The sequence below is a fragment of the bacterium genome (genome assembly GCA_016789445.1).
Classification (GTDB): Bacteria; Patescibacteriota; Minisyncoccia; order Phycocordibacterales; family UBA2100; genus UBA10103.
The window spans coordinates 87,031-111,982 of record JAEUQT010000003.1 but is presented as its reverse complement, the minus strand read 5'-3'; the positions used below and the strand labels follow the sequence as shown (position 1 = coordinate 111,982).

The window sequence follows — 24,952 nt, the reverse complement described above, 5'->3', positions numbered from 1 at the left end:
CGATATCCGCATGACGAAAAGCCGCATCGAAGCCCTCTCCGACGGAACATTTGCCATCATCCTCACGCTTCTCGTCATCGAATTGCTCGTTCCCGACAAGATCAGCTCTAACACCGAAGCGGAACTCATCCACATCCTTTCCGATTTCGGACCGCTGCTTATCGGTTACGCGATCTCGTTCGCGGTCATCATCATGTTCTGGATCACGCATAGCGTCTTTTTTGGCACACTCGTGAAGACGGTGAATCGTCCGCTCGCCCTTATCAACGCGCTCTTTCTCGGATTCCTCGCGCTCATTCCGTTTTCCGCCCACATGCTCGGCCGCTACATGGAATTCCCGATAGCTGCGCAGCTCTACGGTCTTAATGTGCTCGTTCTCGGTATCATCGTGGTCGCGCTCTTCGAGTACGCGCTCTCATCAAATGAGGTGAAGACCGGACACAACGATGCACACACGATCGCGCTCGTGCGCGCCCGCATCTATCTCACGCCGATGATTACCTTTTTCGGGCTTCTTCTCACGACCATCTCCATTCCTGCGGCGCTCTTCTTCTTCGCCTTTCCGATCGTGTTCAACTCAACGCCGGGCCTCATGACGAAGCTCGAGCAGGTCTCCGGTATCAAGCTCGCGGGCAAATAAGAGGATTCCAAAGAGCACAAAAAAAGCGTGAGAAGCGAGCGAAGCGTTGCTTCGCAAGGCCGGAGGCGCTCGGCGCCGAGGCGGGTGAGAAAGCGCAGTGCGCTTTCGCAAGGGCGCAGGGCTGGCCCGAGCCGGGATCGCACGAAATCGCAGCAGCGATTTACGTGCGATCGCGCACATTTCCAGCAGGAAATGATGTGTGACCACAAGTCCGCCTACAAAAAGAAAAGCGGACACGTGGAAGTGTCCGCTTTTGTCAGTGGGAAATAAACCCGCTGATCAATCTCAACCGTGCCGTCGCAGTGTGGATGCGAGCGGCGAAAGACCAAGACTCCCTACAGTGTACCAAAAGAAAAAGGGCACCGGATATTAGATATACCGGTGCCCCTCGGAGACGCCCCTTATGATCAACGTCACCTTCGCAGGGAATACGAAGGTGGCGCAAGTATATAACCAGCGCGACAGGAGACGCAACTACGTGTGGTTGTGCCGGAAGCGGCTTTATCCTAGGATGCCCCTATGTATCGATTTCTGGGCTTTGTCGGCCTTCTTATCATAGGAATCAGCCTCTGGTGGGGCTTCGTCGTCGTCCCGCAATCCCGTGATTCCAACGTGGACGCCGAAAACGTCTTCGCGACCACCACCGATAGCAGCGCACAGTGGCAGTGGCAATTCGACCCGATGGGGGAGAGTGACGGCATCCCGAAGACGAACGTCACCCTCAATAATGGCGGCACCTCCTACGTCATCGGCACCATGGACGGCAGCTGCTTCGACATCACGGCGTCCGAATGGCAACTCCTCAGCGATCAGGGCGAATTCGCGGGAGCGATCTGCTGGTGGGCAGGCGCTGGCACGGAGATCGGTGTCTTCAGCGACGGGGGGCGTGCACTCATCAAAGTAGGTGAGATCGAAGAGGGAACTGCTGAAGGCGGAGGATCCCGCGGCAACTTCCAGACCCTTTTCGCCATCGACTTCGGCTACATCCGTTCGTTCGATACCGCGTCCAGCACACTCCAGTTCGATGATGCGCAGTGGATGACGGGAGCTGCAGGGGAAGATGCAGCGATCGCCGCAGGTATTTGCACCGAGGAGACGCGCAGCGAGTGTCTCCCGAACGATTTCTACATCGGCAACGCTGATGCGAAGCCGGTAACCATCCCGCTCGCACCGAACCTCACGATCTACATGCTCACGTGGAATGCGGGGGAAAGCGGCATCAAACGACAGTCGATCCGCACGAATGAATTCGCCGCACTCATCAACGACCATTCCCAGCACTGGAACAAGCTTCCCTACAACGTGACAGTGAAAAACAACCAGGTGATCATGATCGAAGAAGTGTACACGCCGTAGTCCTCGATTTGACTTCATCTGCTGAGAGGCAGACAATTGATACGGTCGTCATTAGCAGAGCGTAATTTGCATAATGAGTATGAGTGACGATCCGGAAGTGAAGCCGACGCCGTCGGAAGACGCGGAGGAAAAGGCGGCTGAATAAGCCGAAGAAGCGGCCGAGGCGAAAGCCTCGGCCGCTTCGCGTAGGGCGGTTTGCTATACTGCACTCTCGCCGGCGCTGCCGGCTTTGTATATGCGACGCAAATACGTACTCCCGATCCTTTTCTTCACCTTGCTGCTCGACATGATCGGGACCAGTATGGTCTTTCCGATCATCCCAATCCTCTTTACCGATCCGGCATCGCACTCGTTCATGCTGCATGGCTATTCGCAGGGCATGCAGTTCCTCATCGCCGGCCTCGTCACGTCGCTTTTCGGCCTCATGCAATTCATCGCGGCACCGGTCTTGGGCGAACTCTCCGACGTCTATGGTCGTAAGAGATTGCTCATGCTCGGCGTGGGCGTCCTCGCGATCTCCCAAGTCGTCTTCGGGTTCGGTATCGCGATCGCCAGCGTCGGCCTCATCCTCTTCGCGCGTGCCATCGCCGGTCTCGCGGCGGCGAATTTCTCGATCGCACAGGCGACCATCGCCGACGTGACGGAACCACAGGACCGCGCAAAGAATTTCGGTCTCATGGGCGCGGCATTCGGCACGGGATTCATCTTGGGACCCGTTCTCGGCGGCTGGATCGCCGGCGTCACGCAGGATGCCGCCTCGCCGTTCTGGCTCGCCGGAGCGCTCGGTATCATCAATCTGCTTTTCGTCGCCTACATGCTGCCGGAGACGCGTCAGGTGAGCGCGGAAGTGCGCCACAGATTCTCCCTCCTCAAAGGCATCCGCAACCTCCGCGCGGCATTCAATGACGTCGATGCGCGACCGGTCTACCTCACGGTCCTTCTCTATATGTCCGGCTTCGCGTTCATGACCTCCTTCACCGGCGTCCTTCTCGTGCAGCGGTTCGGTGTCTCGGAAGCCGCAGTAGGGACATACTTCGGTGCCATCGGCGCATGGATGGTCTTCACACAGCTCGTCCTGTTGCGACTCATAGCTCCCCGCTTCAACGAGCGTTCGATCCTGCGCGTGACCTTCATCGCCATCGCCGCGGTCCTAGCGGCATACCCGTTCCTGCCTTCGCTCCTTGCGTTCTATTTCATCATGCCGTTCATCGCGATTCCGGTCGGCTTCACGATGGCGAATCTCCAGTCACTCGTCTCCAAGAGCGTCTCGGTCGACCGGCAAGGCGCCGCACTCGGCATCAGCGGCTCTTTGCAGGCATTCGCGCAGGGCTCCATCCCGCTTATCGCCGGCGTCGCATCCGGAGTCATCGGTATCGCCGCACCGTTCATCGCCGGAAGCATCCTCGTCCTCTCGGCGTGGTTCGTACTCTTTAACGCGCGAAAAACCGCGTAAACTTCTTCGATCGGGCGAGTGAGACGCCGATCATGACCCACACGAATCCGATCACATATCCGGCGATGACATCGCTGAGATAATGCACGCCCAGATACATACGAGAGAAACCGACGAGTACGATGATCATGAAGAAGATACCGGCAGCGAGCGTACGCACGCGATCCGTCGTTCCCGTGCCAAGCATCATCCACAAGAGAAATCCGTAGAGCGTAGCCGCTGCAGCTGCGTGTCCGCTCGGGAATGAGAACGAATCGATCGTCATGAGCGCGATAGGATCAGATGGGCGCGGAAGCGCGAAGAAGATCTTGAGTGCCCACACCGTCGCCGCGCTTCCAAGCGATATGACCAACAGCTCCGGCACGAATTTCTGCTGCCGCGCCGCATACAGGAAGAGGCAGATCAGCGATGCGGCAAAGATGCAGAACCACACCTCGCCGAGATTCGTTATCGTCGCGAAGAACGCGGTCAGCCCGTCAGTCCGCGCCGCTGCAAGGGAAGCCGCAACGGAGAGATCAACGGGAAACATAGTGGATGATGTACGGGAGGAAGATCACCGCCTGTGCGATTGCCGCGAAGATCGATGAAATCAAAACCGCCGCCGCCGCCAGATCCTTGATACGCGCGATATGCGGATCGTGTTCCTTCGTATGCTTGTCGCAGAGTTCCTCCAGCGCGGTATTCAACACCTCGATCGCGATCACGAATCCGCACGAGAGCACGATGACCGCGAATTCCAACGCTGAGATGTTCAAGATGAAGGAAAGAACGATGAGCGCGGCGCTTGCGATTACGTGCGAGCGGAAGTGCGGCTCGTTCCGCCACGCGATCTCCATCCCCAAAACGGCATACCGCAGATTCGGCCACCATTTGTACAGCATTAGAGCGATTATATCGCCGTTTTCCACGTTCTTCCTTGTTCATCTGGGAATATCCGGTAATGTAAATGAATCTCCTGCGTCTTTTGAAGTGTAGGGTAAAGATTTCAACTATGAAGAACACCGCACTCGCCTCGGTTCCCATGCTCCTTATCGGGGCACTCTTTGTTGTACTTCCAACACCGGCCTCCGCCGCCACGTGGTCCTCGAAATTCGAGATCTCCGGCTGGCTCCCATACTGGCGTGCAGCCACCTCCACCCGCGAGACACTCGCTCATCTTGATACGTTCAAAGAGGTGAATCCCTTCGGCTATACCGTCCAGAACGACGGCACGCTCTGGGATGCTGCCGCTATCTCAGTGGAACCATGGACGACGCTCCAGGCTGAGGCCAAGAAGAAGAACATCCGCTACATCCCGACGGTGATGTGGTCCAACGCCGATGCGATGCATACCGTCCTTTCCGATCCGACGCTCCGCAAGAAGCACATCGCCATGATCGTCGACGAGGTGAAGGTCAATAATTTCGACGGCATCGACATCGACTACGAGGGTAAGTACGAGAAGACGCGTCCGTATTTCTCGCAATTCCTCAAAGAGCTCTACGCGGCAATGGGCAACAAGTGGGTGCAGTGCACCGTCGAGAGCCGCACGCCGCTCAGCGATCGTTACTACGGCACCGACACGCCGGCCGACGCAGGCAAATACGCCAACGACTTCGAGGCGCTCAAGAAATACTGCGATCGCGTCCGCTTCATGACCTACGACCAGCAGACCATCGACCAGAAACGCGAGGCAGAAGTCACCGAGCCCTACGGTCCGGTTTCCGACACCGTGTGGGTAGAGAAAGCCATCAAGGAAGCGATGAAGACCATTCCAGCGAATAAGATCATGCTCGGCATCCCGACCTACGGCTACGAATGGAGCGTCACTACCTACGCGAACAACGAGCACATGTACGACCTCCTCTGGACCTTCAATCCGCAGTACGGCTGGGATCTCGCCAACGAATACAACATCACGCCGGGCCGCAATGCCGGAGGGGAATTAGGCTTCACGTACTTCCCGAAGGACAGCGCGCTGAACGTCCCGCGTCCGCAGTCCGCGCAGGCGTACAACTCCGTCGCCTCCGCAGCAGCCGCGCTCACCACTTCCAACAACACCAACCTGACCTATCGCATGGTGACGTGGCAGGACTCCCAAGCGATCGCCGACAAAGTCGCGCTCGCCAAGAAGCTCGGCATCCGCGGCGTCTCCGTCTTCAAGATCGATGGCGGCCAGGATCCGAAGATTTGGGATGTCTTGAAGTAATGCTCCTGAAACAAGATCGGGACCAAGACCCGAAGATCTGGGACGTCTTGAAATAACATCCATGATGAAAACCCCGCGTCGAGCGGGGTTTTTTGCTATACTTCCGGCATGCACACCCAGCATCTGGGCATGTACTTCCTTCTGGCGCTCCTTGTCGGCGCGCTCGTCCTCACGTATTTCATCTTCCAGCCGTTCCTCGCGCCCTTGGTCCTCGCCCTCGTCTTCGCGGTCATCCTGAATCCGCTCTATCGCCGCATTTTGCATACCATCCCGCGCTGGCCCTCGCTCGCTTCGCTCATCACGGTCCTCATCAGCGTCATCATCATTCTCGTTCCCGTCACCATCATCGGAACGCAGGTCGGCATCGAAGCACGCAGTCTCTACACGCAGATCTCCGATAGGGATACTCGTGCAGAAATCCAGACCGCGGCCAACGATCTCGAAAGAGTCGTCGCACGCTACGTGCCTGCCGCAAGCGGATTCACGCAGGATATCCCTGCGAATATCTCACAGTACGCGGAGGGCGCACTCCAATGGATCATCCAGCACATCGGTACGGCGGCATCCGGCGTCGCGAGCATCCTCCTCAAAGCATTCCTCTTCTTCATCGCGCTCTACTACCTTCTTCGTGATGGCCGCAAACTGAAAAATACGCTCGTCCATCTCTCACCGCTCAAAGACACCTACGATGAAAGCATCGCCGACAAGCTCGAGCTCGCGGTGAATTCCATCATCAAGGGGAACCTCACCATCGCGCTCATCCAAGGCTCGCTCACGGCAATCGGCTTCACCATCTTCGGCGTTCCCAACAGCATCCTCTGGGGCACGGTGACGGCCATCGCCGCCTTGATCCCGGGTCTTGGCACCGGATTGGTATTCATACCGACCGTCCTCTTTATGTACTTCACCGGACACACGGGTTCTGCGCTCGGCCTCACCATCTGGGGTATCGTAGCGGTCGGCATGATCGACAACTTCTTGGGTCCCCAGCTTATCGGCAGGGGAGTGAATCTCCACCCGCTCCTCGTCCTGCTTTCAGTCCTCGGCGGCCTCGCATTTTTCGGTCCGATCGGCCTGTTCCTCGGCCCCCTTTCCATCAGCCTTCTCTTCGCATTCCTTTCCATCTATAGCGAAATCGCACAGCGACGAAACGTGTAGGCTTTCTCGACAAATTCACTATTCAGAAGTACGCTCTGGAAATGGCCTACACACCCGACAAGAAAATCCTTGATAAGTACGCAGATGTCCTCGTGAATTTCGCCCTCGGCGGCGGCAAAGGCATCAAGAAGAACGAAGTCGTCCAGATCACGGCACCGGAGAGCGCGAAGCCGCTCCTCCTTGCCGTCCGCAACGCGGTCCTGAAGAGCGGCGGTCACTGCATCGTGAACTACATCCCCGATGCGCATCCGGGCGAGGATTCCTTCTCGCGCGACTACTACAAGCTCGCGAAGGATCATCAGCTCGACTGGTTCCCGGAGAAGTACGTCCGCGGCATCGTGGATACCATCACCCATGCGGTCCACATCATCGCGGAGAACGATAAGAAGGAACTCGAAGGCATCGATCCGAAGAAGATCATGCGTCGCGGCGTCGCGTGGAAGCCGTTCCGCGATTGGGAAAACGCGAAGGAGATGCAGGGCAAGTTCTTCTGGACCATCGCGCTCTACGGCACGCCCGCAATGGCAAAAGAAGCGGGACTGACCGAAGAAGAATACTGGGGAGAAATCATCAAGGCCTGCTTCCTCGACAAGGCAGATCCGATCAAGGAATGGAAGAACGTCTACAAGGACATCGAGAAGTACCGCAGCCGTCTCAACAAGCTCTCACCGAAGATCGATAAGCTCCACGTACAAGGCGAGGACGCTGATCTCTGGATCACGCTCGGCGAGAAGCGTCAGTGGCTCGCAGGCTCAGGCCGCAACATCCCGTCTTTCGAGATCTTCACCTCGCCGGATTGGCGCGGCACCAACGGTTGGATCCGTTTCAACCAGCCGCTCTATCGCTATGGCGCGAAGATCACCGGGATACAACTCTGGTGGAAGAACGGCAAGGTCGTCAAAGCGACCGCCGAGACCAATGAGAAGCTTCTCAAGCAGATGATCGCGACGAAAGACGCCGACAAGATGGGCGAATACTCGCTCACCGATCGACGCCACTCGCGCATCACCAAGTTCATGGCGGAGACGCTCTTCGACGAGAACATGGGCGGCCGTCAGGGCAACACGCACCTCGCGGTCGGCATGAGCTACAAGGATACCTACGCCGGCAACCACAAGACCTTCACCAAGAAGATGGCGGAAAAACTCGGCTACAACGATTCATCCGTCCACACCGACATCATCTCGACGACGAAGCGCACCGTAACGGCACATCTGAAGGATGGCTCCACGAAAGTCATCTACGACGACGGCCAGTTTGTCTTATAGTCGTTCTCTAGTCTGAAATAAGAAAACCGCCAGAAGGCGGGATTCAATCCAAAGGGCCGTGGCGTCGTTGCGTCGCGGCCCTTTAGTCGTAAGTCGTTGTTTCCTCCATGGTAGGCCTCCAGCCTAGATCTTCGCGACTTGTCCCGCCGGACGGCAGAGCCAACGACGCTGCACCCACTTGGGATGCTCGTCGATCCATTGCGCGATGACCATCGGTGCGACCATCAAGCACTGCATCTGGGTCATGTTCTCATCGGCTCCGATAAGAGAGACCTCGCGTTCTCTGCAGCGAATCTGGCGGGCATGATCGTTGATGCGATCAGTCGGTCCACACATGGCAACAATAAGCAGGAGTTCCAACATTGTTTACTCCTTTCGTATCAAAAAAGTACAAGCGACCTCCGGAGAGATTCCGAACGTCGCTTTCCTAAAAGTACACCCGCATCTTCATTTGTAAAGAATGCGACTTATCCACAACATAAAAACAAGCGGCCGTCCTCTCGGGCGGCCGCTCTCAGACGGTGTGCGGGAAGAGTCTCAGTATCTGCGCGGCGGTATCCTCGGTGAATCCGAAGAACCATTCGCCACATACTTGGATCGCGGGCATCTGTCCGCGTCCGGGCCCGTCCCGTAGGCGTTTCCACACATCGGGATCGCCGGCATCGAAATCCCGGAACGGGATGCCTTCGCGATAGAAGAACACCCGTGCCTCGATGCATTCGGGACAACTGACGTCGACACCGAAGATCTTCGCATCAAGCTTCCGTTTCGGATTCGCGCACGTGAAGTCCGCGTATGCCGGAGCAGTGAACACGAGCAGGGCGATCGCCATGCTCGTCCCCATCAGGCGTATGGGCATATCTGCCTCCTTTCTCCCTGACTGCCGCAAGTCTGCCACTTCCATACCGGAACGCAATGAGCCCGTTCTGACAAGAAAAAGCCGCCCCTTGCGGAGCGGCTGCAGTCAATCCCAATCCCCGTAGTCGTAGTCATCGGGATGGATTTCTTTCTTCTCCTGCGCGATCTGATCCATGATCGCTTTCGGTTTGTTACCGAATATCGGCGTATTGCACACGAAGGTGAGCGGCATAGCATCGCCTTCCTTCCATGTCTCGTACACCGACCGGCATTCGGCATCGGTGGTTATATTGCATACGTCGGGCTTCAGCCGAAGCGCTCGAAGTGAGAAGAGAAGCTGTTCACATTCGTCGCACTCATCAGCCACATACACCTGCGGCTCTGAAAGCCGTGCCATACAGCGGGCTTCAGCGGCAGAGCTCAGCATAAGCACCGCCACCACACAAAGGATCAATCGCATTCATTCTTCCTCTAAAGAACGAGAGGACCGCAGTCTCTCACTGGAGCGTCATCTAGGCAAGGGTATACTGCTTACATGGATACGCAGCCCACCGAAGAGGATTTCAAGCAGAAGCTCACCCCTGAGCAATACGCGGTGCTGCGCGAAAAGGGGACCGAAGCTCCGTTCACGGGGAAACTCCTCAATGAGAAGCGCGAAGGGATGTTCAGATGCGCCGCCTGCGGCAACCAGCTCTTCGAATCGTCGAAGAAATTCGATTCCGGCACCGGCTGGCCGTCCTTCGATGAGGCGCTTCCGGGCGCCGTCGAATTCGTCGAGGATTCCTCGCATGGGATGCACCGCACCGAAGTCGTCTGCGCGAAGTGCAAGTCTCACTTAGGCCACGTCTTCAACGACGGTCCTACGCAGACGGGCAAGCGTCATTGCATCAACTCAGTGTGTCTGGAGTTCGAACCGCAGTCGTAGCGCCCACGTCTTCAAGGCCCGACTCCTCGTGTTCCTGATGCGGGAGCGCGATCTGCACGCCCACCATAAGTGCGATACCTGCCACGACCGCAAAAAGATGCACGATGCCACCGCCGCGGGTACGTATCGAGGAGATGGTGTGTGGGATGATGTCGCGAAGGATGACTGCAAGGAATCCACCTGCGGCAAGTCCGGCGAAAAGGAGCGCTATTTCCGCAGCAGAAGCCAAGTAGAGCGCGATAACAACGCCGATGAGGATGGTCGAAGACGCGAGGAAATTCCGCAGCAAAGCATCCCGAGTCGAATATCCTGCCTCTTTCAAGACGAAGAACTCGGAGATCTCCTGCACGAATTCGTGGATGAGGATGCCGATCGTCGCGGCGATACCGACACGGAAGTCCGCCGCAAACGATGCGACGATGAGTACGCCGTCACCGACATTGTGTAAGGCATCAGAGAGCAGTACGCGTCGTCCATCGATGGAGGTATACGCGTGCCCATGATCGACGCCGTGGTGATGGTGCGAATCCGGCAGGATGTGATGCAGTGCTTCCATCAATGCCGCACCGAAGAGTATGGCGCCCGCCGCAACCGCGACAGATCCCTCATGCAGCGATTCCTCCAAGAGGTGATAGACGACGATAAGGAAGACACCGCCCGCGAACGATGCGAGATAGGGGAGGCGTCGCTGTGCGAAACGATGCAAGGGGCCCGCGGCAAACAGCACGCCCGATAACGAGATCAGCATGACCGCGAACGCGGCGGCAAATGATATGAAAGTGATGCTCATGCGGGCAGCATACACGCCTTTTAGCTATTTGCAAATCATTTGCATGTAGTATACTGGGGATATGTCGGATCACGCCATCATATTGCGAGGTGCAGGACTGCGCGCGACGCCCCAGCGCCTCGCGCTTCTGCATGCGCTCGGCAAGGCAAGAGGTCCGCAGACCGCGGAAGAATTGCACGCGAAAGCCGATGCCGATCTGGTCACGATCTACCGCAATCTCCAATCGCTCGTGAAGGCGGGTATCGTCCACGAAGTGCGCTTCAAGGACACCGCGGTGCGCTTCGAGCTCTCTCACGGCCATCATCACCACATCGTCTGCACGAGCTGCGGTCTCATCGAGGAGCTGGAAGGGTGCAGGAATTCTCCACTCGAGCATCAAGCGCTCCATGCCTCATCGCGATTCTCGCGCATCAACGATCATGCGCTCGAATTCTTCGGTATATGCCGCTCCTGCGCCTAGGGCTATACTGAATCCATGAAAGCACTTCTCTTCACCATCCTTCTCATCCCGAGTCTCGCTGGCGCCCAAGAACTCGTCGCTGACACCGTCGTAACGATGAAAGCGGAGGTGATCCAGGTCGTTACCGAGGAAATCCGTCAGATCCCCGGCATGGATCTCACGGCGAAGCATCAGACTATCCGTGCCGTCATCCTCGAAGCACCCGAAGAGGGCAAAGAGGTTATCATCGAGAATGATTATCTCGAGCTCGAAGAAGGAGATGTCTTTTTCCTCAACCACACGACCAGCGCGTACGACGGCACCGACTATTATTCGGTCCTCGAGCGCGATCGCACGCCCGCACTGCTCGGGCTTCTCATCCTCTTTATCGTCGTCACGCTGGTTTTCGGCGGCAAACAAGGCGCGCGCGGTCTTCTTGCCCTCATCGGCAGCCTCGTATTCATCGGCGCATTCCTTCTGCCGGGCATCCTCAACGGCTATTCGCCGATCCTCGTCTCCATCGGCGTCGCCGCGATCATCGTCACGCTCGGCTCCTACGTGACCCACGGCTTCAATAGGATGACGTCTGCGGCGGTCGTCGGCATGATCTTCACCATCATTCTCACCGGCCTGCTTGCGTACGCAGCGATCTATCTCACGCATCTCGAAGGCTGGAGCGGCGAAGAGGTGACCTATCTCAACCTGAATGCGCGCGGCGCCATCGATCTCGCCGGTCTTCTCTTGGGAGGAATCCTTATCGGACTCCTTGGCGTCCTCTACGACGGAGCGATCGGTCAGGCAGTCGCCGTGGAAGAACTCGGCCGTGCCGGCAAGGACCTTTCCCGCAAGGAGATCTACCAGCGAGCCATCCGCATCGGCCGCGAGCATGTCGGCGCACTCGTAAACACGCTTGCGATCGCCTATCTCGGCGCGGGCCTCCCGCTCCTCCTTCTTTTCTACCAGACGGGCGATCTCAACCTCGGTCTCACCATCAACCGCGAGATGTTTGCGACGGAAATCGTCCGTATCCTCGTCGGATCCATCGGATTGGTCCTTGCGGTCCCTATCACGACGGCCGTCGCGGTACGCATGCTCATCAAGCGGGAAGGGGTATAATTCCGGTATGAATAAGATGTACGCACTCATCGCTGCAGCCATCGTCATCCTCTCGGGCAGTCTGTGGTACTACACGTCGCTCAATATCGAGACCGCGCACAACGACGCGCTTCCGCCGAAACCGCAGCAGCAACGCGGCCATGAGGAATCCCCGCCACCGGAGAGCAGCGAGGTAAGCGCGCATGGCGGCGAAGAGGCCTTGGCGACCTTCACCTGCAGCGGCGGCAAGACGATGACCGCGGTCTTCGTACGCGACCTCGTCGATCTCACGCTCTCCGACGGCCGACAACTCACGCTCAATCAGGCCATCTCCGGCAGCGGCATCCGCTACACCAACAGTTCGGAGACCATCGAATTCCGCGGCAAGGGTAACGACGCGTATCTGCAGGAGGGTGAGAGCATCACCTACGCCGACTGCGTAGCGGCCGAGTAGCGTGCTATATTCTCACTCATGGCAAGCGGCGACGACCTCAAGCAGGATCGGTTGAAGAAATTGGAGCTCCTCCAGCTCGCAGGAATGGAGCCGTATCCGGCACAAACCGAAAAAGACACCGACGCTGCAGATTTTCTCCTACGTTTCGATGATCTCGAAGCATCCGCGACACCCGTCACCCTCGCGGGCCGTGTCATGTCCAAGCGCGGCCAAGGCGGCATCATGTTCGTCGATCTCTTCGACGGTACCGGCAAGGCGCAGGCCGTCTTCCAGAAAGGGGAATTCGATGATGCGCTGTTCGATCTTTTCGCCTCGGCCGCGGATATCGGTGATTTCATACAGGTAAGCGGCATCGCGTTCAAGACGCAGCGCGGTCACCAATCGCTCAAGGTAAAGGAATGGAAGATGCTCGCGAAGAGCCTCATGCCGATCCCCGATCAGTGGTTCGGCCTCAAAGACGAGGAAGCGATATTGCGCCAGCGATACCTCGACATCCTCCTCAACGAAGATGTCCGCGCCATGTTCGAGCGCCGCGCCGCATTCTGGCGATCGATCCGCGAATTCCTCACGCTGAAAGGTTTCGTCGAAGTCGAGACGCCGGTCCTTGAGAATTCCCCCGGCGGCGCCGATGCGCGTCCGTTCATCACGAAGCACAACTCGCTGGATATGGATGTGTACCTCCGTATCTCGCTGGAATTGTGGCAGAAGCGTCTTCTCGTCGCGGGGTTCCCGAAGGTCTTCGAGATCGGCCGCATCTTCCGCAACGAAGGCCAGTCACGCGAACACCTGCAGGATTACGTCCAGCTCGAGACGTACGAGGCCTACAGCGACATGAAAAAGGGGATGGAGTTCACGAAGGATCTCTATCGTCACATCGTGAATGCGGTCTATGCGAAATACACGTTCGAAATAGGGGAGCACACCGTCGATTTTGCTGAAGAATGGCCGCTCGTCGATTTCTGCGAGGAGATCGAGAAGGCATTCGGCGTGAATCCGATCAGCTGCACCGAAGAGGAGGCCATCCAGGCCGCACGCGACGCGAAAGTGGACCTCGGCGATTCGCCCAACAAAGCACGCGCCATCGATAATCTCTGGAAGCAGCTCCGCAAGAAGATTTCAGGCCCGGCATTCCTCGTCGGTGTTCCGGTCTATCTCGAACCGCTCGCGAAACGCTCGAAGACGAATCCGAATGTCGTCGAACGATTCCAGGTTCTTATCGCCGGCTCCGAAGTCGGCAAGGGCTTCAGCGAACTCAACGACCCGCAGGATCAGCGCGCACGCTTTGAAGAACAACAACAACTCCGCGATGCAGGCGATGACGAAGCGCAGCGCCTCGACGAGGATTACGTGAAAGCGATGGAATACGGCATGCCGCCGGCCTTCGGCTTCGGCGTCTCGGAGAGATTATTCGCGTTTCTCGAGAATCGCCCCGCCCACGAATCCCAGATCTTCCCGCTCCTTCGCCCGAAGTCGGAATAGGCGTCGTTTCGCGGTATACTGCCGCTATGCAGTACGGGCCTCTGCTTATCTTCATCGCCGCTGTCTTGTGGGGCCTGGATGGCATCCTGCGACGCTCGCTCTACGGTCTCCCGCCGGCAACGATCGTGTTCTATGAACACCTCATCGGCGCCATCCTCATCGCGCCGTTCCTCTGGAAAGCATGGAAGGAGGAAGTGCTCAGCAAGAACGAACTCACCGCGCTCGGCCTCGTCTCGCTTCTTTCAGGCGTCCTCGGGACGCTTTTTTTCACGACGGCACTGATGAAGGTCAATTACATCTCCTTCAGCGTCGTCTTCCTCCTCCAGAAGCTGCAGCCGATCTTCACCATCATCACGGCGTGGTTCGTGCTCGGGGAAAAGGTGAGTACCAAGTATCTGCCGTGGGCCGCACTCGCCTTGGTCGCCGGATACTTCATGACCTTCCCGAACGGCGTCGTGAATATGTCGGGAGATGGTGCACACGTCAGCGCCGCGCTTCTGGCGCTCGCTGCGGCGATCGCGTGGGGTTCCTCCACCGCCTTCTCGCGCTACGTGCTCATCGGACACAGCAATACCTTGGTAACCGGTATGCGGTTCCTCCTCACCGTTCCCTTGGCATTCGGATTCGTGATCGGTTTCGGCCAGCTTGATTCCGTCACCGCGGTCACGGGGATCCAACTTCTCACACTCTTCGGCATCGCGCTCTCCACCGGCATGCTCGCGCTGTGGATCTATTATCGCGGCCTGAAAACGACTCCTGCGCGTATCTCGGCGATCGTGGAGCTCGCGTTCCCGATGACCGCCATCATCATCGACTACTTCCTCTACGGCACGACGCTCATCTGGACCCAATACCTCGCCGCCGCGATCCTGCTTTTTGCCATGTACAAGGTCGCGCAGCTCAATTCACCCAAACTGCCTGAAGCGGTTGCCCAAGCGGTATGAAGCAGGTGGTCTTCGGCAACGGTTGCTTCTGGTGCACGGAGGCGGTATTCCTGATGCTGAAGGGCGTGACGAAAGTCGAACCGGGATACGCCGGTGGCCACGTCGTGAATCCGACGTACGCCGAAGTGAGTGCCGGAACTACCGGTCACGCGGAAGTGATCCGTATCACGTACGATCCTTCGCTCGTCAGCTACGAAGACCTCATCACGGTCTTTTTCGGCTCGCACGATCCGACGACGCCGAACCGGCAGGGGAACGACATCGGCGAACAGTACCGCTCCATCATTTTCTACGCCGACGAGGAAGAGAAGAAGACCGCCGAACGCATCATCAAGGAAGTGGATGAGTCCCTCAACGACGGCACGCGCGTCGTTACGCAGCTCGTTCCCGCAACGGACTTTTATCCCGCAGAGGATTACCACCGGAACTACTACGCCAACCACACATCAGCGCCGTATTGCATGCTCGTCATCGAGCCGAAGATCGAGAAAGTCCGCAAACGATTCGCCGAGCTTGTGAATCCCGGTGTGTGATACTAGGATGCGCTGATGTCACGGGAGGAATTCGAGAAGCTGATCGAAGAAGGCTACGAGAAGCTGCCGGAATGGGTGCGCGCGAAGATCAAGAACGTCGCCATTCTCATCGAAGATGAACCGTCTGAGGAAGTGAGAGTGCGCGAAGGTCTCGAAGAAGACGAAACGCTCCTCGGCTACTACCAAGGCATCCCGCTTACCGCGCGCGGCGATCACTACGGCGTCGGGATCACCATGCCGGATACCATCACGCTCTACCAGCTGCCCATCGAGCATGCTGCTCAAGAAGATGAGCTCTCAGTAGCGCAGGTGGTCGCGGAAACAATCTGGCATGAAGTCGGGCACTACATGGGCCTCGATGAGCACGAAGTAAGGCATCGCGAAAATATCCGCGACGGCCGCATTTGACGCATTAGCGGGGCTTGCTACAGTGTATGTAGTTGCGCTTCTCCGAAGTTCGGAAACGGCGCTGCGTTTGCAAGTGCACAGCCACGTGACTTGGGCCATCCTCCGATGGCCCTTTTTCATGGACACATCATGAATCTGTGGTATATTCACGGGACGAATCGGGGGACTGTCTCTGAAGTCAACTGCCACCACTATGGAGGCATTCGCCGCATTCGCACCTTACAGGCCTCGCGTCAGCGAGGCCTTTTCTTTTCATCCCACCCACACCGGCTGGCCGCATGATGCAATGAACACGGAACAGAGGTGCGCCCTGCCCATCTCCCGTATCCGCGAATGCAGCCTCGGGTGTCCTACCGGACACCCGCTTTTTGAATCCGTGCTATATTCTGCTGCATGTATCCCGTTAGAAATCGCGGACGCGCGAAATCTGAACTTCTCATACAGGTCGGTTTTATATGCCGTAATGAAGTAGAGTGCGGAACTTTGTAGTCCGTGTTCTATTTCTAATGGGATGAAGCTTTCAGAACTCCTGCGCCAGCGTGGCTATGTCCACCAGCATTCGTCTGAAACCCTCGAAGAGATCACCGACGGTGAGAAGCGCACGCTCTACCTCGGCATCGATCCGAGTGCGGACTCCTTGCATGTCGGTAACCTGATGGGGCTCATCGTCCTTCGTCGGTTCCTCGAAGCAGGACACCGCATCGTCATCCTTACCGGCGGTGGCACCGGCATGATCGGCGATCCGGGAGGAAAGAGCGCCGAGCGCAATCTTCTCGACGAAGCGACGATCGAACACAACACGAAGGCGGTCGCGAAGCAGATCCGTCAGGTCTTCGGCTCCTCGGATTTCATCGAAGTGAACAACGCCGAGTGGCTCTCGAAACTGAAGCTCCTCGAATTCCTCCGCGATGTCGGCAAACACTTCACGGTGAATGCGATGATCAAGAAGGATATCGTGAAGAACCGTCTTGATGCCGAATCCCCGATCTCGTTCACGGAATTCAGCTACTCCTTGTTGCAGGGCTACGATTATTTCCATCTCAACGACACCTACGGCGTCGATCTGCAGGTCGGCGGCTCCGATCAGTGGTCCAATCTTCTCGCGGGCGTCGAATTCATCCGCCGCAGGAGCGAGAAGGAAGTCCATGCGCTTACGTGGCCGCTCATCGTGAATAAATCCACCGGTAAGAAGTTCGGCAAGAGCGAACAGGGCGCGATCTGGCTCGATCCGAAAAAGACCTCCCCCTATGCCTTCTACCAGTTCTTCCTCAATGTCGACGACGAAGCGGTCGAGGAGCTTCTCCTCAAGCTCACGCTCCTGCATTTCCACGAAGTGGAGAGCATCATGAATGCCCACAAAGGGGAGCCGGGCTCGCGTCTCGCGCAGAAGGAGCTCGCACGCGCCGTCACCACGATCGTGCATGGCGCCGAGGCAGCAGAGAATGCAGAAAACGTCTCGGCAGTCCTCTTCGGAGAGAAAACCCTCGCAGAAGTCTCGCGCGATGCGAGACAACTCCTCGCGCAGGAAGCGCCGAATGCCGGCATCCAGCTCGGTCTTCCGGTCGTTGATGCGCTGATCGCAGCCAATCTTGCGGCCTCGAAGCGTGAGGCCCGTCAATTCATCGAAGACGGAGCCATCTCCCTCGGCGATGAAAAGGTGACCGATGTCGCGCGTGTCCTCCAAGAATCGGATTTCCAGAACAATCTCGCGATATTGAAGCGAGGGAAGCGCCAGAGCGCCGTCTTGGTGCTCGATTAAAAAAGAAACGGCAGCCTAGCGGCTGCCGTTGAATAGTCGTTTCAAGCGCTTGTCGCGCTGGGCTTTGAGTGACTCGATGAGTCGCTGCTGGGCCGCGGCTTCTGCAGGGTCATCCTCGCGGAATTTCTCCTCTGACTGGATGCGCATCTGCAGTTCGCCGACACTGAGTCGTTTCCCGAATTTCTTCTGGTTCTTACGAAGCTCCTGCATGAATGTCGTCACGTGTCCCTCCGTTTGCAGAATAGCTCGAAAAATAATACCATGTACCTGTGAAAAATCAATCTCCGTTCACCCTCACGAGCGACTACGAACCCTCCGGCGACCAGCCGCAGGCTATTTCAGCCATGATGAAAGGGCTTCAGGAGGGAAAGCGTGATCAGACGCTCCTCGGTGTCACCGGTTCCGGAAAGACCTACACGATGGCGAACGTCATCGCGAAGCACGGAAAAGCCACACTGGTCATCGCCCACAACAAGACGCTCGCCGCGCAGCTCGCCGCCGAGTACCGCGAATTCTTCCCGGACGCGGCGGTCCACTACTTCGTCTCCTACTACGACTACTACCAGCCGGAAGCGTACGTACCGGTCACCGACACCTATATCGAGAAGGAGGCGATGATCAACGAAGACATCGAGCGTCTGCGCCATGCGGCGACGCAAGCGCTCCTGACGCGTAAAGACGTCATCATCGTGGCGTCCGTCTCGTGCATCTACGGTCTCGGTAATCCGCAGGAATACGCGAAGTACATCGTGAAATTGGAGAAAGGCGAAGCGATGACGCGCGCCCATCTCACCCGCAAACTCATCGCAATGTATTTCGAACGCACCACGGGCGATCTCTCCCCAGGGACCTTCCGTGCACTCGGTTCCTACGTCGAATTCATGCCCGCAGGGGAACGCATCATCTACCGCATCGATCTTGCGGGCGGAAAGGTCTCGAAAATCGAGGTGATGGACCACATCACCCGCGCGATTACCGAAGAACTGCCTGAGCTTTTCCTCTTTCCGGCGAAACAGTACGTCACGCCGAAGGATGTTATGGATGCGGCGGTGAAGGATATCGAGCACGAATTGAAAGAGCGCCTCAAGGAGCTCGATCAGGAAGGGAAGATCCTCGAGGCGGAACGTTTGAAGCGTCGCACGCGTCAGGATCTCGCGATGATCAAGGAGTTCGGTTTCTGTTCGGGAATCGAAAACTATTCGCGCCACTTCGATCGCCGCGCACCGGGCGAGCCATCGTATTCCCTCCTTTCGTATTTCCCGCACAAAGCCGACGGTACGCCGGATTACCTCACCATCATCGATGAAAGCCACGTCACCGTGCCGCAGTTGGGAGCGATGTATGCAGGTGATCGTGCACGTAAGCTCACGCTCATCGAGCACGGCTTCCGCCTCCCCAGCGCGGTCGATAACCGTCCGTTGAAATTCGATGAGTTCCGCAAAGAAACAGGGCAGACCATCTATACCTCCGCGACACCAGGTGAATTCGAGATCAAGGAAGGCGGGAAGCCGGTCGAGATGATCATCCGCCCGACCGGTCTCATCGATCCGGAGATCGAAGTGCGCCCGATCGTGGCGAAAGACGGCTACGAAGGTCAGGTACGCGATTTCATCAAAGAAGCGGAAGTCGTCACCAAGCGCGGCGGCCGCTCCATGGTCACCGTCCTTACCAAGAAGATGGCCGAAGATCTCACGGAATTCCTGAAGGAGAAGGACATCAAGACGCGCTACATCCACTCCGATGTGAAGACCATCGATCGCATCGAGACGCTCACCGATTTCCGGAAAGGCGCGTTCGATGTCCTCGTCGGCGTGAACCTGCTTCGCGAGGGACTCGATCTTCCTGAAGTCGAACTCGTCGGCATCCTCGATGCCGATAAGGAAGGCTTCCTCCGTTCGGAAACGTCACTCATCCAGACCATCGGTCGTGCCGCCCGCAACGTCCTCGGCCGCGTCCTTCTCTATGCTGATATGCAGACCGGCTCCATGGAGCGCGCGATAGGGGAGACGAACCGTCGTCGCGAAATCCAGATCGCGTACAATAAAAAACACGGCATCACGCCGAAGACGGTCGCCAAGAAGATCCACGACATCATCGGGGACATCCAGAAGATGCGTGATCGTACCGTTGCGACGCTCGCCGAGAGCGACATGGCAGCGGCCGGGGGAGACATCAAAAAACTCATCAAGCAGAAGCGTATAGAAATGCACGAAGCAGCCGATCGCTTGGATTTTGAGACTGCCGCACTCCTCCGTGACGAAATATCGAAACTGGAGACGCGTAAAAAATAAAACTGGCTGCCAAGAGGGCAACCAGTTGAGGATGTTCAGTAATTATTTAGAGCTTCTTGGAATTCAGTATCCAAGTGTATGCAAGGTATTTTAGGAGGATCAGCATAACCAAGACAGATGCCGCGATTTTCATGGTGGTCACCCAGTCCGTATAAAAGCTGGCAGTTACCATGACGATTATGGCTGCAATGGAAGAGGTTACCATCATTCCTACCCAGACTTCGATGGGGATTTTTTTTACCATCACGTACTCCTTTGTCCCTTGGCTGATTTCTGATATAATAATAGCATCAAAACGTGTAAATGTCAATATGTTAGAAATCCTTAATAATAAGCCACTTTTTAGTCTCACGACCTTCGAGATCGGCGGGCCAGCAAAACACTACGTCGAGGTGAAAACCGAAGAGGAAATCCGTGACGCGCTCGGTTGGGCACGTGAACATGACGTTCCGTTCTTCATCCTCGGCGGCGGAAGTAATCTCCTCATTCCTGATGAAGGCTTCGACGGCCTTGTCATCCACATCGTGAGCAACCATTTCGGATTTTCCGGTGACATTCTTGAAGCGGACGCAGGATGCAATTTGCTCTCACTCATCAGCTCAGCATCTGAACAAGGTCTCGGCGGCTGGGAGAAGCTCTCCGGCATTCCAGGCAGCCTTGGCGGTGCGGTGCGCGGCAACGCAGGAGCCTTCGGTCCTGAGATAAAGGACTTCCTCGTCTATGCGCACGCAATCAATACTAAAACCGAAGACACGCACGAATTCGCGAATGCAGAGTGCGAATTCGCGTACCGACAAAGTTATTTCAAGAAGAACCCTGAGTGGATCATCACAAAGGTGCACCTGAAGCTTGAGAAAGTCGATCCGAACGAAAGCGTTGCAGCCATTGAGGCGACCATCCATGAGCGTGAAAAGCGCCACATCCAGAATGTCCGCGCTGCAGGTTCCTATTTCATGAATCCCATCGCACCACAGGCGATCGTCTCCATGTTTGAAGAAGAGAAGGGTGTCCAAAGCCGCGGAGGAAGAGTACCTGCAGGCTGGCTTATCGAGAAGGTAGGTCTCAAGGGAGCACAGATCGGTGGTGCACAATCGAGTGAGCAGCATCCCAACTACCTCGTAAACACCGGCAACGCAAAAGCGAGCGAAGTCCGTGAACTCGCCGATCGCATCAAAAGGGAAGTGAAAGAGAAATTCGATGTCGAGCTCGAAGAAGAAGCAGTTATCCTCAGGTAGATCAAAATGAAGCACCGCTCAGGCGGTTATAGTACGCGCATCGTTCGAAAGGAGGATCTTTCATGGACGAAAACGCAGACGGATCGACGATCCCGAGGCGTGGTACGTTGGCGAAGCATCATCGCGGCATGCCGCAGGTCGCCAAGGTAGGAGCACGTGTCGAGGTGGTCGATTCTGAGGATGTTGACGGCATAGAATGGTTTGCCGTCAGATTCGAGGGATCGATCATCAATCACTGGCTCCCGTCAGAATGTATCGCGAGCACTCAGGAACAGGCCGCCTAGGAAACCAGCGAGGACTCTTCCAAGGGTCCTCGTATGCTATAGTGGTCCCACGTACCCCCTATCTCAGACAGGGGGCCGTTTCGGGTATGGAAAAGAACAAGAAACACACTACGGAAGGCAGCATCATCGTGAAGGGCGCCCGCACGCACAATCTCAAGAACGTGAGTGTGGAGATGCCGCGCGGCACAATGATCGTATTCACCGGCCTTTCGGGCTCGGGGAAGTCATCACTCGCGTTCGATACCATCTTCGCGGAAGGTCAGCGCAAGTACGTCGAATCGCTCTCCGCCTACGCGCGACAATTCCTCCGCCAGATGCAGAAGCCGGATGTCGACGAGATCAGCGGCCTTTCACCGGCGATTTCCATCGACCAGAAGTCCCGCTCCAACAACCCGCGATCCACGGTCGCGACCATCACCGAAATCTACGACTACCTCCGCGTCCTCTACTCGCGCGTGGGTCATCCGCACTGCCCGATCTGTGATCGCGAGGTCCGCAAGCTCACGAATGAAGAAATCCTCGATTCCATCTTGAAATCCGTCGAGAAGACCTCGAAGGCACTCAAGAAAGCGAATCCTGAAGCGCTTACGTCAGGAGTTTCCAAGGCAAAAATCCGCATCGCCGCACCGATGGTCGTCGGCCGTAAGGGCGAGTACTACCAGCTCCTTTACGATATGCTCAACAAGGGCTTTGAGAAAGCGATCATCGACGGCAATGAGCACTCTCTCCGTCAGAGAGTGGAACTGAAAAAGAACTTCAAGCACGACATCGACATCATCGTCGATGAGATCTTCGTCAGCGAATTCAATGACGATCCGAAGGGAACCCGCGAACGCGCCTCCGAAGCGATCGAGCGCGCGCTCCACGAGGCCGAGGGGCTCGTAAAGATCTATGAGCCGGGAGGCGAAGGCAAGATCGTCTCCGCGAAGTTCATGTGCCCGTACGATGGCTTCTCATTTCCGGAAGTCGAACCGCGTCTCTTTTCATTCAACTCGCCGTACGGCGCGTGCCCGACCTGTAACGGTATCGGCACCAAGTACATCTGGAGCGATGAGCCGTGCGAGACCTGCAAGGGCGCGCGTCTGCGCAACGAAGCGCTTCACGTCTACCTGTACACGAAGGGGAAGGAGGAATCCCGTAAGAACATCGTCGAAGTGAGCTCGATGTCGATCGAGGACGCAAAGAAGTTTTTCGATGCGCTTCAGTTGAGTGAAAAAGAGATGGAGATCTCGAAGGCGGTCATCAAGGAGATCTCCAGCCGCGTCCAATTCATGCTCAACGTCGGCATCGAGTACCTCACCCTCGATCGTAAGGCAAACACCCTCTCCGGCGGGGAAGCGCAGCGCATCCGTCTTGCGTCACAGCTCGGCTCCGGTCTCGTGGGAGCGCTCTATGTCTTGGATGAGCCGACCATCGGTCTCCATCAGAGAGACAACGATCGCCTTATCGAGACACTCAAGCGTCTGCGCGACTTAGGAAACACCGTCCTTGTCGTCGAGCACGACGAAGACACCATTTTCGCCGCTGATTACATCGTGGATATCGGCCCCGGCGCCGGAACGCACGGTGGCAACATCGTCGCCGATGGGTGGCTGGAAGATCTCCTTACCGCGAAGACGAACAAATCCGGCTCGCGCACGCTTGCATACCTACGTGACGAAGTCCGCGTCGAAGTCCCGAAGGAGCGCCGCACGCAGGATAAGGGAAAGATCAAGATAAAAGGCGCGACGAAGTTCAGCATCCAGAATCAGGATGTCGAGATCCCGCTCGGCAAACTCGTCGTCATCTCCGGCGTCTCCGGCTCCGGTAAATCCACGTTCCTCTACGAGATCCTCCATCGCAACCTGCAGGCCCGTTTCGATAAGCGCTTCCGCACCGCGAAGCAGTACAACGTTGCAGAGTTTTCCGGCACCGAGTACCTCGGCCGCAGTATCTTGATAGATCAATCGCCGATCGGCCGCACGCCGCGATCGAACCCTGCTACCTACACCGGCGCATGGACGCACATCCGCGATCTCTTCGCGATGACGGAGGAGGCAAAAGCACGCGCATGGGGTCCGTCGCGATTCTCATTCAACCGCAAAGGCGGCCGCTGCGAAGCGTGCGAAGGGAACGGTATGGTCGCGGTGGAAATGCACTTCCTCCCGACGGTCTACGTCACGTGCGATGTCTGCAACGGCAAGCGATTCATGAAAGAGACGCTCGATGTGAAGTTCAAGAAGAAGAGCATCCACGACGTCTTGAAGATGACGGTGGAGGAAGCGACCGAATTCTTCCAAGACATCCCGGCAATCTCTGATCGTCTGCAGACCCTCATGGATGTCGGCCTCTCGTATCTCGAGCTCGGGCAGAGCGCGACGACGCTCTCCGGCGGAGAAGCGCAGCGCGTGAAGATCGCGTCGGAACTGTATCGTCCGCACCAGACGAAGACCATGTACCTCCTCGACGAGCCTACCGTGGGATTGCACTACGACGACGTCGCGAAGCTCATCGAGATCCTCCAGCGTCTCGTCGATCGGGGTAATTCCGTGGTCGTCATCGAACACAATCTCGATGTCCTGAAATCCGCCGACTATCTCGTCGATTTCGGTCCTGAAGGCGGTTCCAATGGCGGCAGGATCGTCGCGAAGGGCACTCCGGAGCAAGTCGCGGAAAAAACAGGCTCCCACACTGGCACGTACCTCAAGCGCGAGCTCGCGAAGCGTACGAAGAAGAAAAAATAAAAGGCCCGCTAGCGTGCGGGCCGCGGGCCTAGGACTTATTTCCTCCTATTAGGTTCAGATGAGTGTGCCCACGAGAGCTGTGATGCGTATTTGACCGCGATCCCAGCACCGATCATGGTAACGAGGATGTCCGGTCGGCTGATGTACGCGAGCCAGGTGTAGACCGGTGCCATCGACAGGACGCCCTTGGGCGTCAGGAACTGTCCGATGAGTATCACCAGGAAGACGCCTGTTGCGTACACGACGAGTCCGATGGCGACATCCCTCGCTCCTTCGAGCAGATTATTCATCTTTTTCCTCCGTTGGTTAGTCCCGCTGGCAGCATATGCTTCGCGCAGCCGTTGTCCAGCGGTACCTTGAAAAATGACTGCAAGCGGGTATAGTGCATTTTTAGATTGCTCCTACAGGGAAAGGGACCGCAGATGTCAGCAATCACGCTTGAAGACCCCCGGCTTTTGACGCCGATCCCGGAAATCCTCGCGTTCCTGCGAGGCGAACTGAGCGCGGTGTCAGACGAAGATGTGTTCATCAAGGCGTTCGAGAACAATCAGGTCTCCGAAGGCCGCGCTGCATACCGTATCTTCGTTGCCGGCGGATGCGCGTATCTGCCGCCGAGTGTCCAGTGCGAGTATCTTAAGCACGTACCGCTCGCGACTCTATGAGAAACGCCCG

The 24,952-nt window shown here is 57.0% G+C and carries 28 protein-coding genes; 20 read left to right on the top strand and 8 right to left on the bottom strand.

The annotated features are described in order from the left end of the window. The first annotated feature begins 10 nt into the window (after window positions 1-10). The 3 genes from JNK62_04275 (at window position 11) to JNK62_04265 (ending at window position 3,449) form a co-directional block, all read left to right on the top strand. Window positions 11-640: a DUF1211 domain-containing protein gene (locus tag JNK62_04275; GenBank protein ID MBL8158721.1), complete on the top strand. Its 630-nt coding sequence runs from the start codon at window positions 11-13 to the stop codon at window positions 638-640. A 519-nt stretch (window positions 641-1,159) separates the two neighbouring features. After that, a complete protein-coding gene (locus JNK62_04270; GenBank protein ID MBL8158720.1) occupies window positions 1,160-1,996 on the top strand; it encodes a hypothetical protein in 837 nt (278 codons plus the stop codon). Between the two features lie 235 nt (window positions 1,997-2,231). After that, a complete protein-coding gene (locus JNK62_04265; protein MBL8158719.1) occupies window positions 2,232-3,449 on the top strand; it encodes an MFS transporter in 1,218 nt (405 codons plus the stop codon). On the opposite strand, the gene JNK62_04260 is transcribed toward JNK62_04265, so the two are convergent. Both JNK62_04260 and JNK62_04255 read right to left on the bottom strand, forming a co-directional pair. Continuing rightward, window positions 3,427-3,978 (bottom strand): phosphatase PAP2 family protein, encoded by a 552-nt coding sequence (locus tag JNK62_04260; protein ID MBL8158718.1) that lies wholly within the window; start codon window positions 3,976-3,978, stop codon window positions 3,427-3,429. The two genes, JNK62_04265 and JNK62_04260, sit on opposite strands and share 23 nt — an antisense overlap. Continuing rightward, on the bottom strand, window positions 3,965-4,330 hold the full coding sequence (locus JNK62_04255; protein ID MBL8158717.1) for a diacylglycerol kinase family protein: 366 nt from the start codon (window positions 4,328-4,330) through the stop codon (window positions 3,965-3,967). The genes JNK62_04260 and JNK62_04255 overlap by 14 nt, the downstream gene beginning before the upstream one ends. A 110-nt stretch (window positions 4,331-4,440) precedes the next feature. Between JNK62_04255 and JNK62_04250 the strand changes: the two genes are divergently transcribed. The 3 genes from JNK62_04250 to JNK62_04240 all read left to right on the top strand — a co-directional run bounded on the left by JNK62_04250 (window position 4,441) and on the right by JNK62_04240 (window position 8,063). Further along, window positions 4,441-5,637, top strand: a complete 1,197-nt coding sequence (locus JNK62_04250) for a hypothetical protein (GenBank protein MBL8158716.1) — start codon at window positions 4,441-4,443, stop codon at window positions 5,635-5,637. 108 nt (window positions 5,638-5,745) lie between these two features. Further along, complete coding sequence (locus JNK62_04245) at window positions 5,746-6,795, top strand: AI-2E family transporter (protein MBL8158715.1); 1,050 nt, start codon at window positions 5,746-5,748, stop codon at window positions 6,793-6,795. Window positions 6,796-6,836: 41 nt separating this feature from the next. After that, window positions 6,837-8,063: an aminopeptidase gene (locus tag JNK62_04240; GenBank protein MBL8158714.1), complete on the top strand. Its 1,227-nt coding sequence runs from the start codon at window positions 6,837-6,839 to the stop codon at window positions 8,061-8,063. Window positions 8,064-8,186: 123 nt separating this feature from the next. Here the strand turns inward: JNK62_04240 and JNK62_04235 are convergent, their stop codons facing one another. The 3 genes from JNK62_04235 to JNK62_04225 form a co-directional block, all read right to left on the bottom strand. Further along, window positions 8,187-8,399: a hypothetical protein gene (locus JNK62_04235; GenBank protein MBL8158713.1), complete on the bottom strand. Its 213-nt coding sequence runs from the start codon at window positions 8,397-8,399 to the stop codon at window positions 8,187-8,189. A 178-nt stretch (window positions 8,400-8,577) separates the two neighbouring features. Continuing rightward, complete coding sequence (locus JNK62_04230) at window positions 8,578-8,922, bottom strand: hypothetical protein (protein MBL8158712.1); 345 nt, start codon at window positions 8,920-8,922, stop codon at window positions 8,578-8,580. 105 nt (window positions 8,923-9,027) lie between these two features. Then, entirely contained in the window at window positions 9,028-9,318 is a 291-nt protein-coding gene (locus tag JNK62_04225) for a hypothetical protein (protein MBL8158711.1), read from the bottom strand. A 138-nt stretch (window positions 9,319-9,456) separates the two neighbouring features. Here JNK62_04225 and msrB point away from each other — a divergent pair, with 138 nt between their 5' ends. Then, window positions 9,457-9,846: a peptide-methionine (R)-S-oxide reductase MsrB gene (msrB, locus tag JNK62_04220; protein MBL8158710.1), complete on the top strand. Its 390-nt coding sequence runs from the start codon at window positions 9,457-9,459 to the stop codon at window positions 9,844-9,846. On the opposite strand, the gene JNK62_04215 is transcribed toward msrB, so the two are convergent. Continuing rightward, on the bottom strand, window positions 9,809-10,636 hold the full coding sequence (locus JNK62_04215; protein MBL8158709.1) for a ZIP family metal transporter: 828 nt from the start codon (window positions 10,634-10,636) through the stop codon (window positions 9,809-9,811). The genes msrB and JNK62_04215 overlap by 38 nt on opposite strands. Window positions 10,637-10,697: 61 nt before the next feature. Here JNK62_04215 and JNK62_04210 point away from each other — a divergent pair, with 61 nt between their 5' ends. The 8 genes from JNK62_04210 to JNK62_04175 all read left to right on the top strand — a co-directional run bounded on the left by JNK62_04210 (window position 10,698) and on the right by JNK62_04175 (window position 17,747). Beyond that, complete coding sequence (locus JNK62_04210; GenBank protein ID MBL8158708.1) at window positions 10,698-11,096, top strand: transcriptional repressor; 399 nt, start codon at window positions 10,698-10,700, stop codon at window positions 11,094-11,096. Between the two features lie 15 nt (window positions 11,097-11,111). Next, window positions 11,112-12,191 (top strand): YibE/F family protein, encoded by a 1,080-nt coding sequence (locus JNK62_04205; protein MBL8158707.1) that lies wholly within the window; start codon window positions 11,112-11,114, stop codon window positions 12,189-12,191. Window positions 12,192-12,198: 7 nt separating this feature from the next. Further along, the gene (locus JNK62_04200) at window positions 12,199-12,624 is read left to right on the top strand and encodes an MliC family protein (protein MBL8158706.1); all 426 of its coding nucleotides are present in this window, start codon (window positions 12,199-12,201) and stop codon (window positions 12,622-12,624) included. An 18-nt stretch (window positions 12,625-12,642) separates the two neighbouring features. Next, window positions 12,643-14,103 carry a lysine--tRNA ligase gene (gene lysS / locus JNK62_04195; GenBank protein ID MBL8158705.1) on the top strand — a complete coding sequence of 487 codons (1,461 nt, stop codon included), beginning with the start codon at window positions 12,643-12,645 and terminating at the stop codon, window positions 14,101-14,103. A 26-nt stretch (window positions 14,104-14,129) separates the two neighbouring features. Beyond that, the gene (locus JNK62_04190) at window positions 14,130-15,047 is read left to right on the top strand and encodes a DMT family transporter (GenBank protein ID MBL8158704.1); all 918 of its coding nucleotides are present in this window, start codon (window positions 14,130-14,132) and stop codon (window positions 15,045-15,047) included. Next, window positions 15,044-15,580: a peptide-methionine (S)-S-oxide reductase MsrA gene (msrA, locus tag JNK62_04185; GenBank protein MBL8158703.1), complete on the top strand. Its 537-nt coding sequence runs from the start codon at window positions 15,044-15,046 to the stop codon at window positions 15,578-15,580. The genes JNK62_04190 and msrA overlap by 4 nt, the downstream gene beginning before the upstream one ends. Before the next feature lie 15 nt (window positions 15,581-15,595). After that, window positions 15,596-15,988, top strand: a complete 393-nt coding sequence (locus JNK62_04180; GenBank protein ID MBL8158702.1) for a metallopeptidase family protein — start codon at window positions 15,596-15,598, stop codon at window positions 15,986-15,988. A 511-nt stretch (window positions 15,989-16,499) separates the two neighbouring features. Further along, window positions 16,500-17,747, top strand: a complete 1,248-nt coding sequence (locus tag JNK62_04175; protein MBL8158701.1) for a tyrosine--tRNA ligase — start codon at window positions 16,500-16,502, stop codon at window positions 17,745-17,747. 15 nt (window positions 17,748-17,762) lie between these two features. Here the strand turns inward: JNK62_04175 and JNK62_04170 are convergent, their stop codons facing one another. After that, entirely contained in the window at window positions 17,763-17,969 is a 207-nt protein-coding gene (locus tag JNK62_04170) for a hypothetical protein (protein ID MBL8158700.1), read from the bottom strand. A gap of 47 nt (window positions 17,970-18,016) precedes the next feature. On the opposite strand from JNK62_04170, the gene uvrB reads away from it, so the two are divergent. The 4 genes from uvrB (at window position 18,017) to uvrA (ending at window position 24,280) form a co-directional block, all read left to right on the top strand. Further along, window positions 18,017-20,038 (top strand): excinuclease ABC subunit UvrB, encoded by a 2,022-nt coding sequence (gene uvrB / locus JNK62_04165; protein ID MBL8158699.1) that lies wholly within the window; start codon window positions 18,017-18,019, stop codon window positions 20,036-20,038. A gap of 311 nt (window positions 20,039-20,349) precedes the next feature. Next, window positions 20,350-21,273 (top strand): UDP-N-acetylmuramate dehydrogenase, encoded by a 924-nt coding sequence (murB, locus tag JNK62_04160; protein ID MBL8158698.1) that lies wholly within the window; start codon window positions 20,350-20,352, stop codon window positions 21,271-21,273. Window positions 21,274-21,335: 62 nt separating this feature from the next. After that, window positions 21,336-21,557 (top strand): hypothetical protein, encoded by a 222-nt coding sequence (locus tag JNK62_04155; protein ID MBL8158697.1) that lies wholly within the window; start codon window positions 21,336-21,338, stop codon window positions 21,555-21,557. Window positions 21,558-21,643: 86 nt separating this feature from the next. Then, the gene (gene uvrA / locus JNK62_04150; protein ID MBL8158696.1) at window positions 21,644-24,280 is read left to right on the top strand and encodes an excinuclease ABC subunit UvrA; all 2,637 of its coding nucleotides are present in this window, start codon (window positions 21,644-21,646) and stop codon (window positions 24,278-24,280) included. Between the two features lie 35 nt (window positions 24,281-24,315). Here the strand turns inward: uvrA and JNK62_04145 are convergent, their stop codons facing one another. Then, window positions 24,316-24,570 (bottom strand): hypothetical protein, encoded by a 255-nt coding sequence (locus JNK62_04145; GenBank protein ID MBL8158695.1) that lies wholly within the window; start codon window positions 24,568-24,570, stop codon window positions 24,316-24,318. Window positions 24,571-24,702: 132 nt separating this feature from the next. Here JNK62_04145 and JNK62_04140 point away from each other — a divergent pair, with 132 nt between their 5' ends. Next, on the top strand, window positions 24,703-24,942 hold the full coding sequence (locus JNK62_04140; protein MBL8158694.1) for a hypothetical protein: 240 nt from the start codon (window positions 24,703-24,705) through the stop codon (window positions 24,940-24,942). Window positions 24,943-24,952 lie beyond the last annotated feature (10 nt).

Bases quoted from the DNA above. Each gene is read 5' to 3' on its own strand.
- JNK62_04225 (MBL8158711.1), bottom strand. From the start codon at position 9,318: ATGGCACGGCTTTCAGAGCCGCAGGTGTATGTGGCTGATGAGTGCGAC.
- murB (MBL8158698.1), top strand. From the start codon at position 20,350: ATGTTAGAAATCCTTAATAATAAGCCACTTTTTAGTCTCACGACCTTC.
- JNK62_04210 (MBL8158708.1), top strand. From the start codon at position 10,698: ATGTCGGATCACGCCATCATATTGCGAGGTGCAGGACTGCGCGCGACG.
- lysS (MBL8158705.1), top strand. From the start codon at position 12,643: ATGGCAAGCGGCGACGACCTCAAGCAGGATCGGTTGAAGAAATTGGAG.
- JNK62_04215 (MBL8158709.1), bottom strand. From the start codon at position 10,636: ATGAGCATCACTTTCATATCATTTGCCGCCGCGTTCGCGGTCATGCTG.
- uvrA (MBL8158696.1), top strand. From the start codon at position 21,644: ATGGAAAAGAACAAGAAACACACTACGGAAGGCAGCATCATCGTGAAG.
- msrA (MBL8158703.1), top strand. From the start codon at position 15,044: ATGAAGCAGGTGGTCTTCGGCAACGGTTGCTTCTGGTGCACGGAGGCG.
- JNK62_04245 (MBL8158715.1), top strand. From the start codon at position 5,746: ATGCACACCCAGCATCTGGGCATGTACTTCCTTCTGGCGCTCCTTGTC.
- JNK62_04145 (MBL8158695.1), bottom strand. From the start codon at position 24,570: ATGAATAATCTGCTCGAAGGAGCGAGGGATGTCGCCATCGGACTCGTC.
- JNK62_04180 (MBL8158702.1), top strand. From the start codon at position 15,596: ATGTCACGGGAGGAATTCGAGAAGCTGATCGAAGAAGGCTACGAGAAG.
- JNK62_04250 (MBL8158716.1), top strand. From the start codon at position 4,441: ATGAAGAACACCGCACTCGCCTCGGTTCCCATGCTCCTTATCGGGGCA.
- JNK62_04270 (MBL8158720.1), top strand. From the start codon at position 1,160: ATGTATCGATTTCTGGGCTTTGTCGGCCTTCTTATCATAGGAATCAGC.
- JNK62_04200 (MBL8158706.1), top strand. From the start codon at position 12,199: ATGAATAAGATGTACGCACTCATCGCTGCAGCCATCGTCATCCTCTCG.
- JNK62_04275 (MBL8158721.1), top strand. From the start codon at position 11: ATGACGAAAAGCCGCATCGAAGCCCTCTCCGACGGAACATTTGCCATC.
- JNK62_04175 (MBL8158701.1), top strand. From the start codon at position 16,500: ATGAAGCTTTCAGAACTCCTGCGCCAGCGTGGCTATGTCCACCAGCAT.
- JNK62_04235 (MBL8158713.1), bottom strand. From the start codon at position 8,399: ATGTGTGGACCGACTGATCGCATCAACGATCATGCCCGCCAGATTCGC.
- JNK62_04190 (MBL8158704.1), top strand. From the start codon at position 14,130: ATGCAGTACGGGCCTCTGCTTATCTTCATCGCCGCTGTCTTGTGGGGC.
- JNK62_04205 (MBL8158707.1), top strand. From the start codon at position 11,112: ATGAAAGCACTTCTCTTCACCATCCTTCTCATCCCGAGTCTCGCTGGC.
- JNK62_04265 (MBL8158719.1), top strand. From the start codon at position 2,232: ATGCGACGCAAATACGTACTCCCGATCCTTTTCTTCACCTTGCTGCTC.
- JNK62_04260 (MBL8158718.1), bottom strand. From the start codon at position 3,978: ATGTTTCCCGTTGATCTCTCCGTTGCGGCTTCCCTTGCAGCGGCGCGG.
- JNK62_04230 (MBL8158712.1), bottom strand. From the start codon at position 8,922: ATGCCCATACGCCTGATGGGGACGAGCATGGCGATCGCCCTGCTCGTG.
- JNK62_04140 (MBL8158694.1), top strand. From the start codon at position 24,703: ATGTCAGCAATCACGCTTGAAGACCCCCGGCTTTTGACGCCGATCCCG.
- JNK62_04240 (MBL8158714.1), top strand. From the start codon at position 6,837: ATGGCCTACACACCCGACAAGAAAATCCTTGATAAGTACGCAGATGTC.
- JNK62_04155 (MBL8158697.1), top strand. From the start codon at position 21,336: ATGGACGAAAACGCAGACGGATCGACGATCCCGAGGCGTGGTACGTTG.
- JNK62_04255 (MBL8158717.1), bottom strand. From the start codon at position 4,330: ATGCTGTACAAATGGTGGCCGAATCTGCGGTATGCCGTTTTGGGGATG.
- msrB (MBL8158710.1), top strand. From the start codon at position 9,457: ATGGATACGCAGCCCACCGAAGAGGATTTCAAGCAGAAGCTCACCCCT.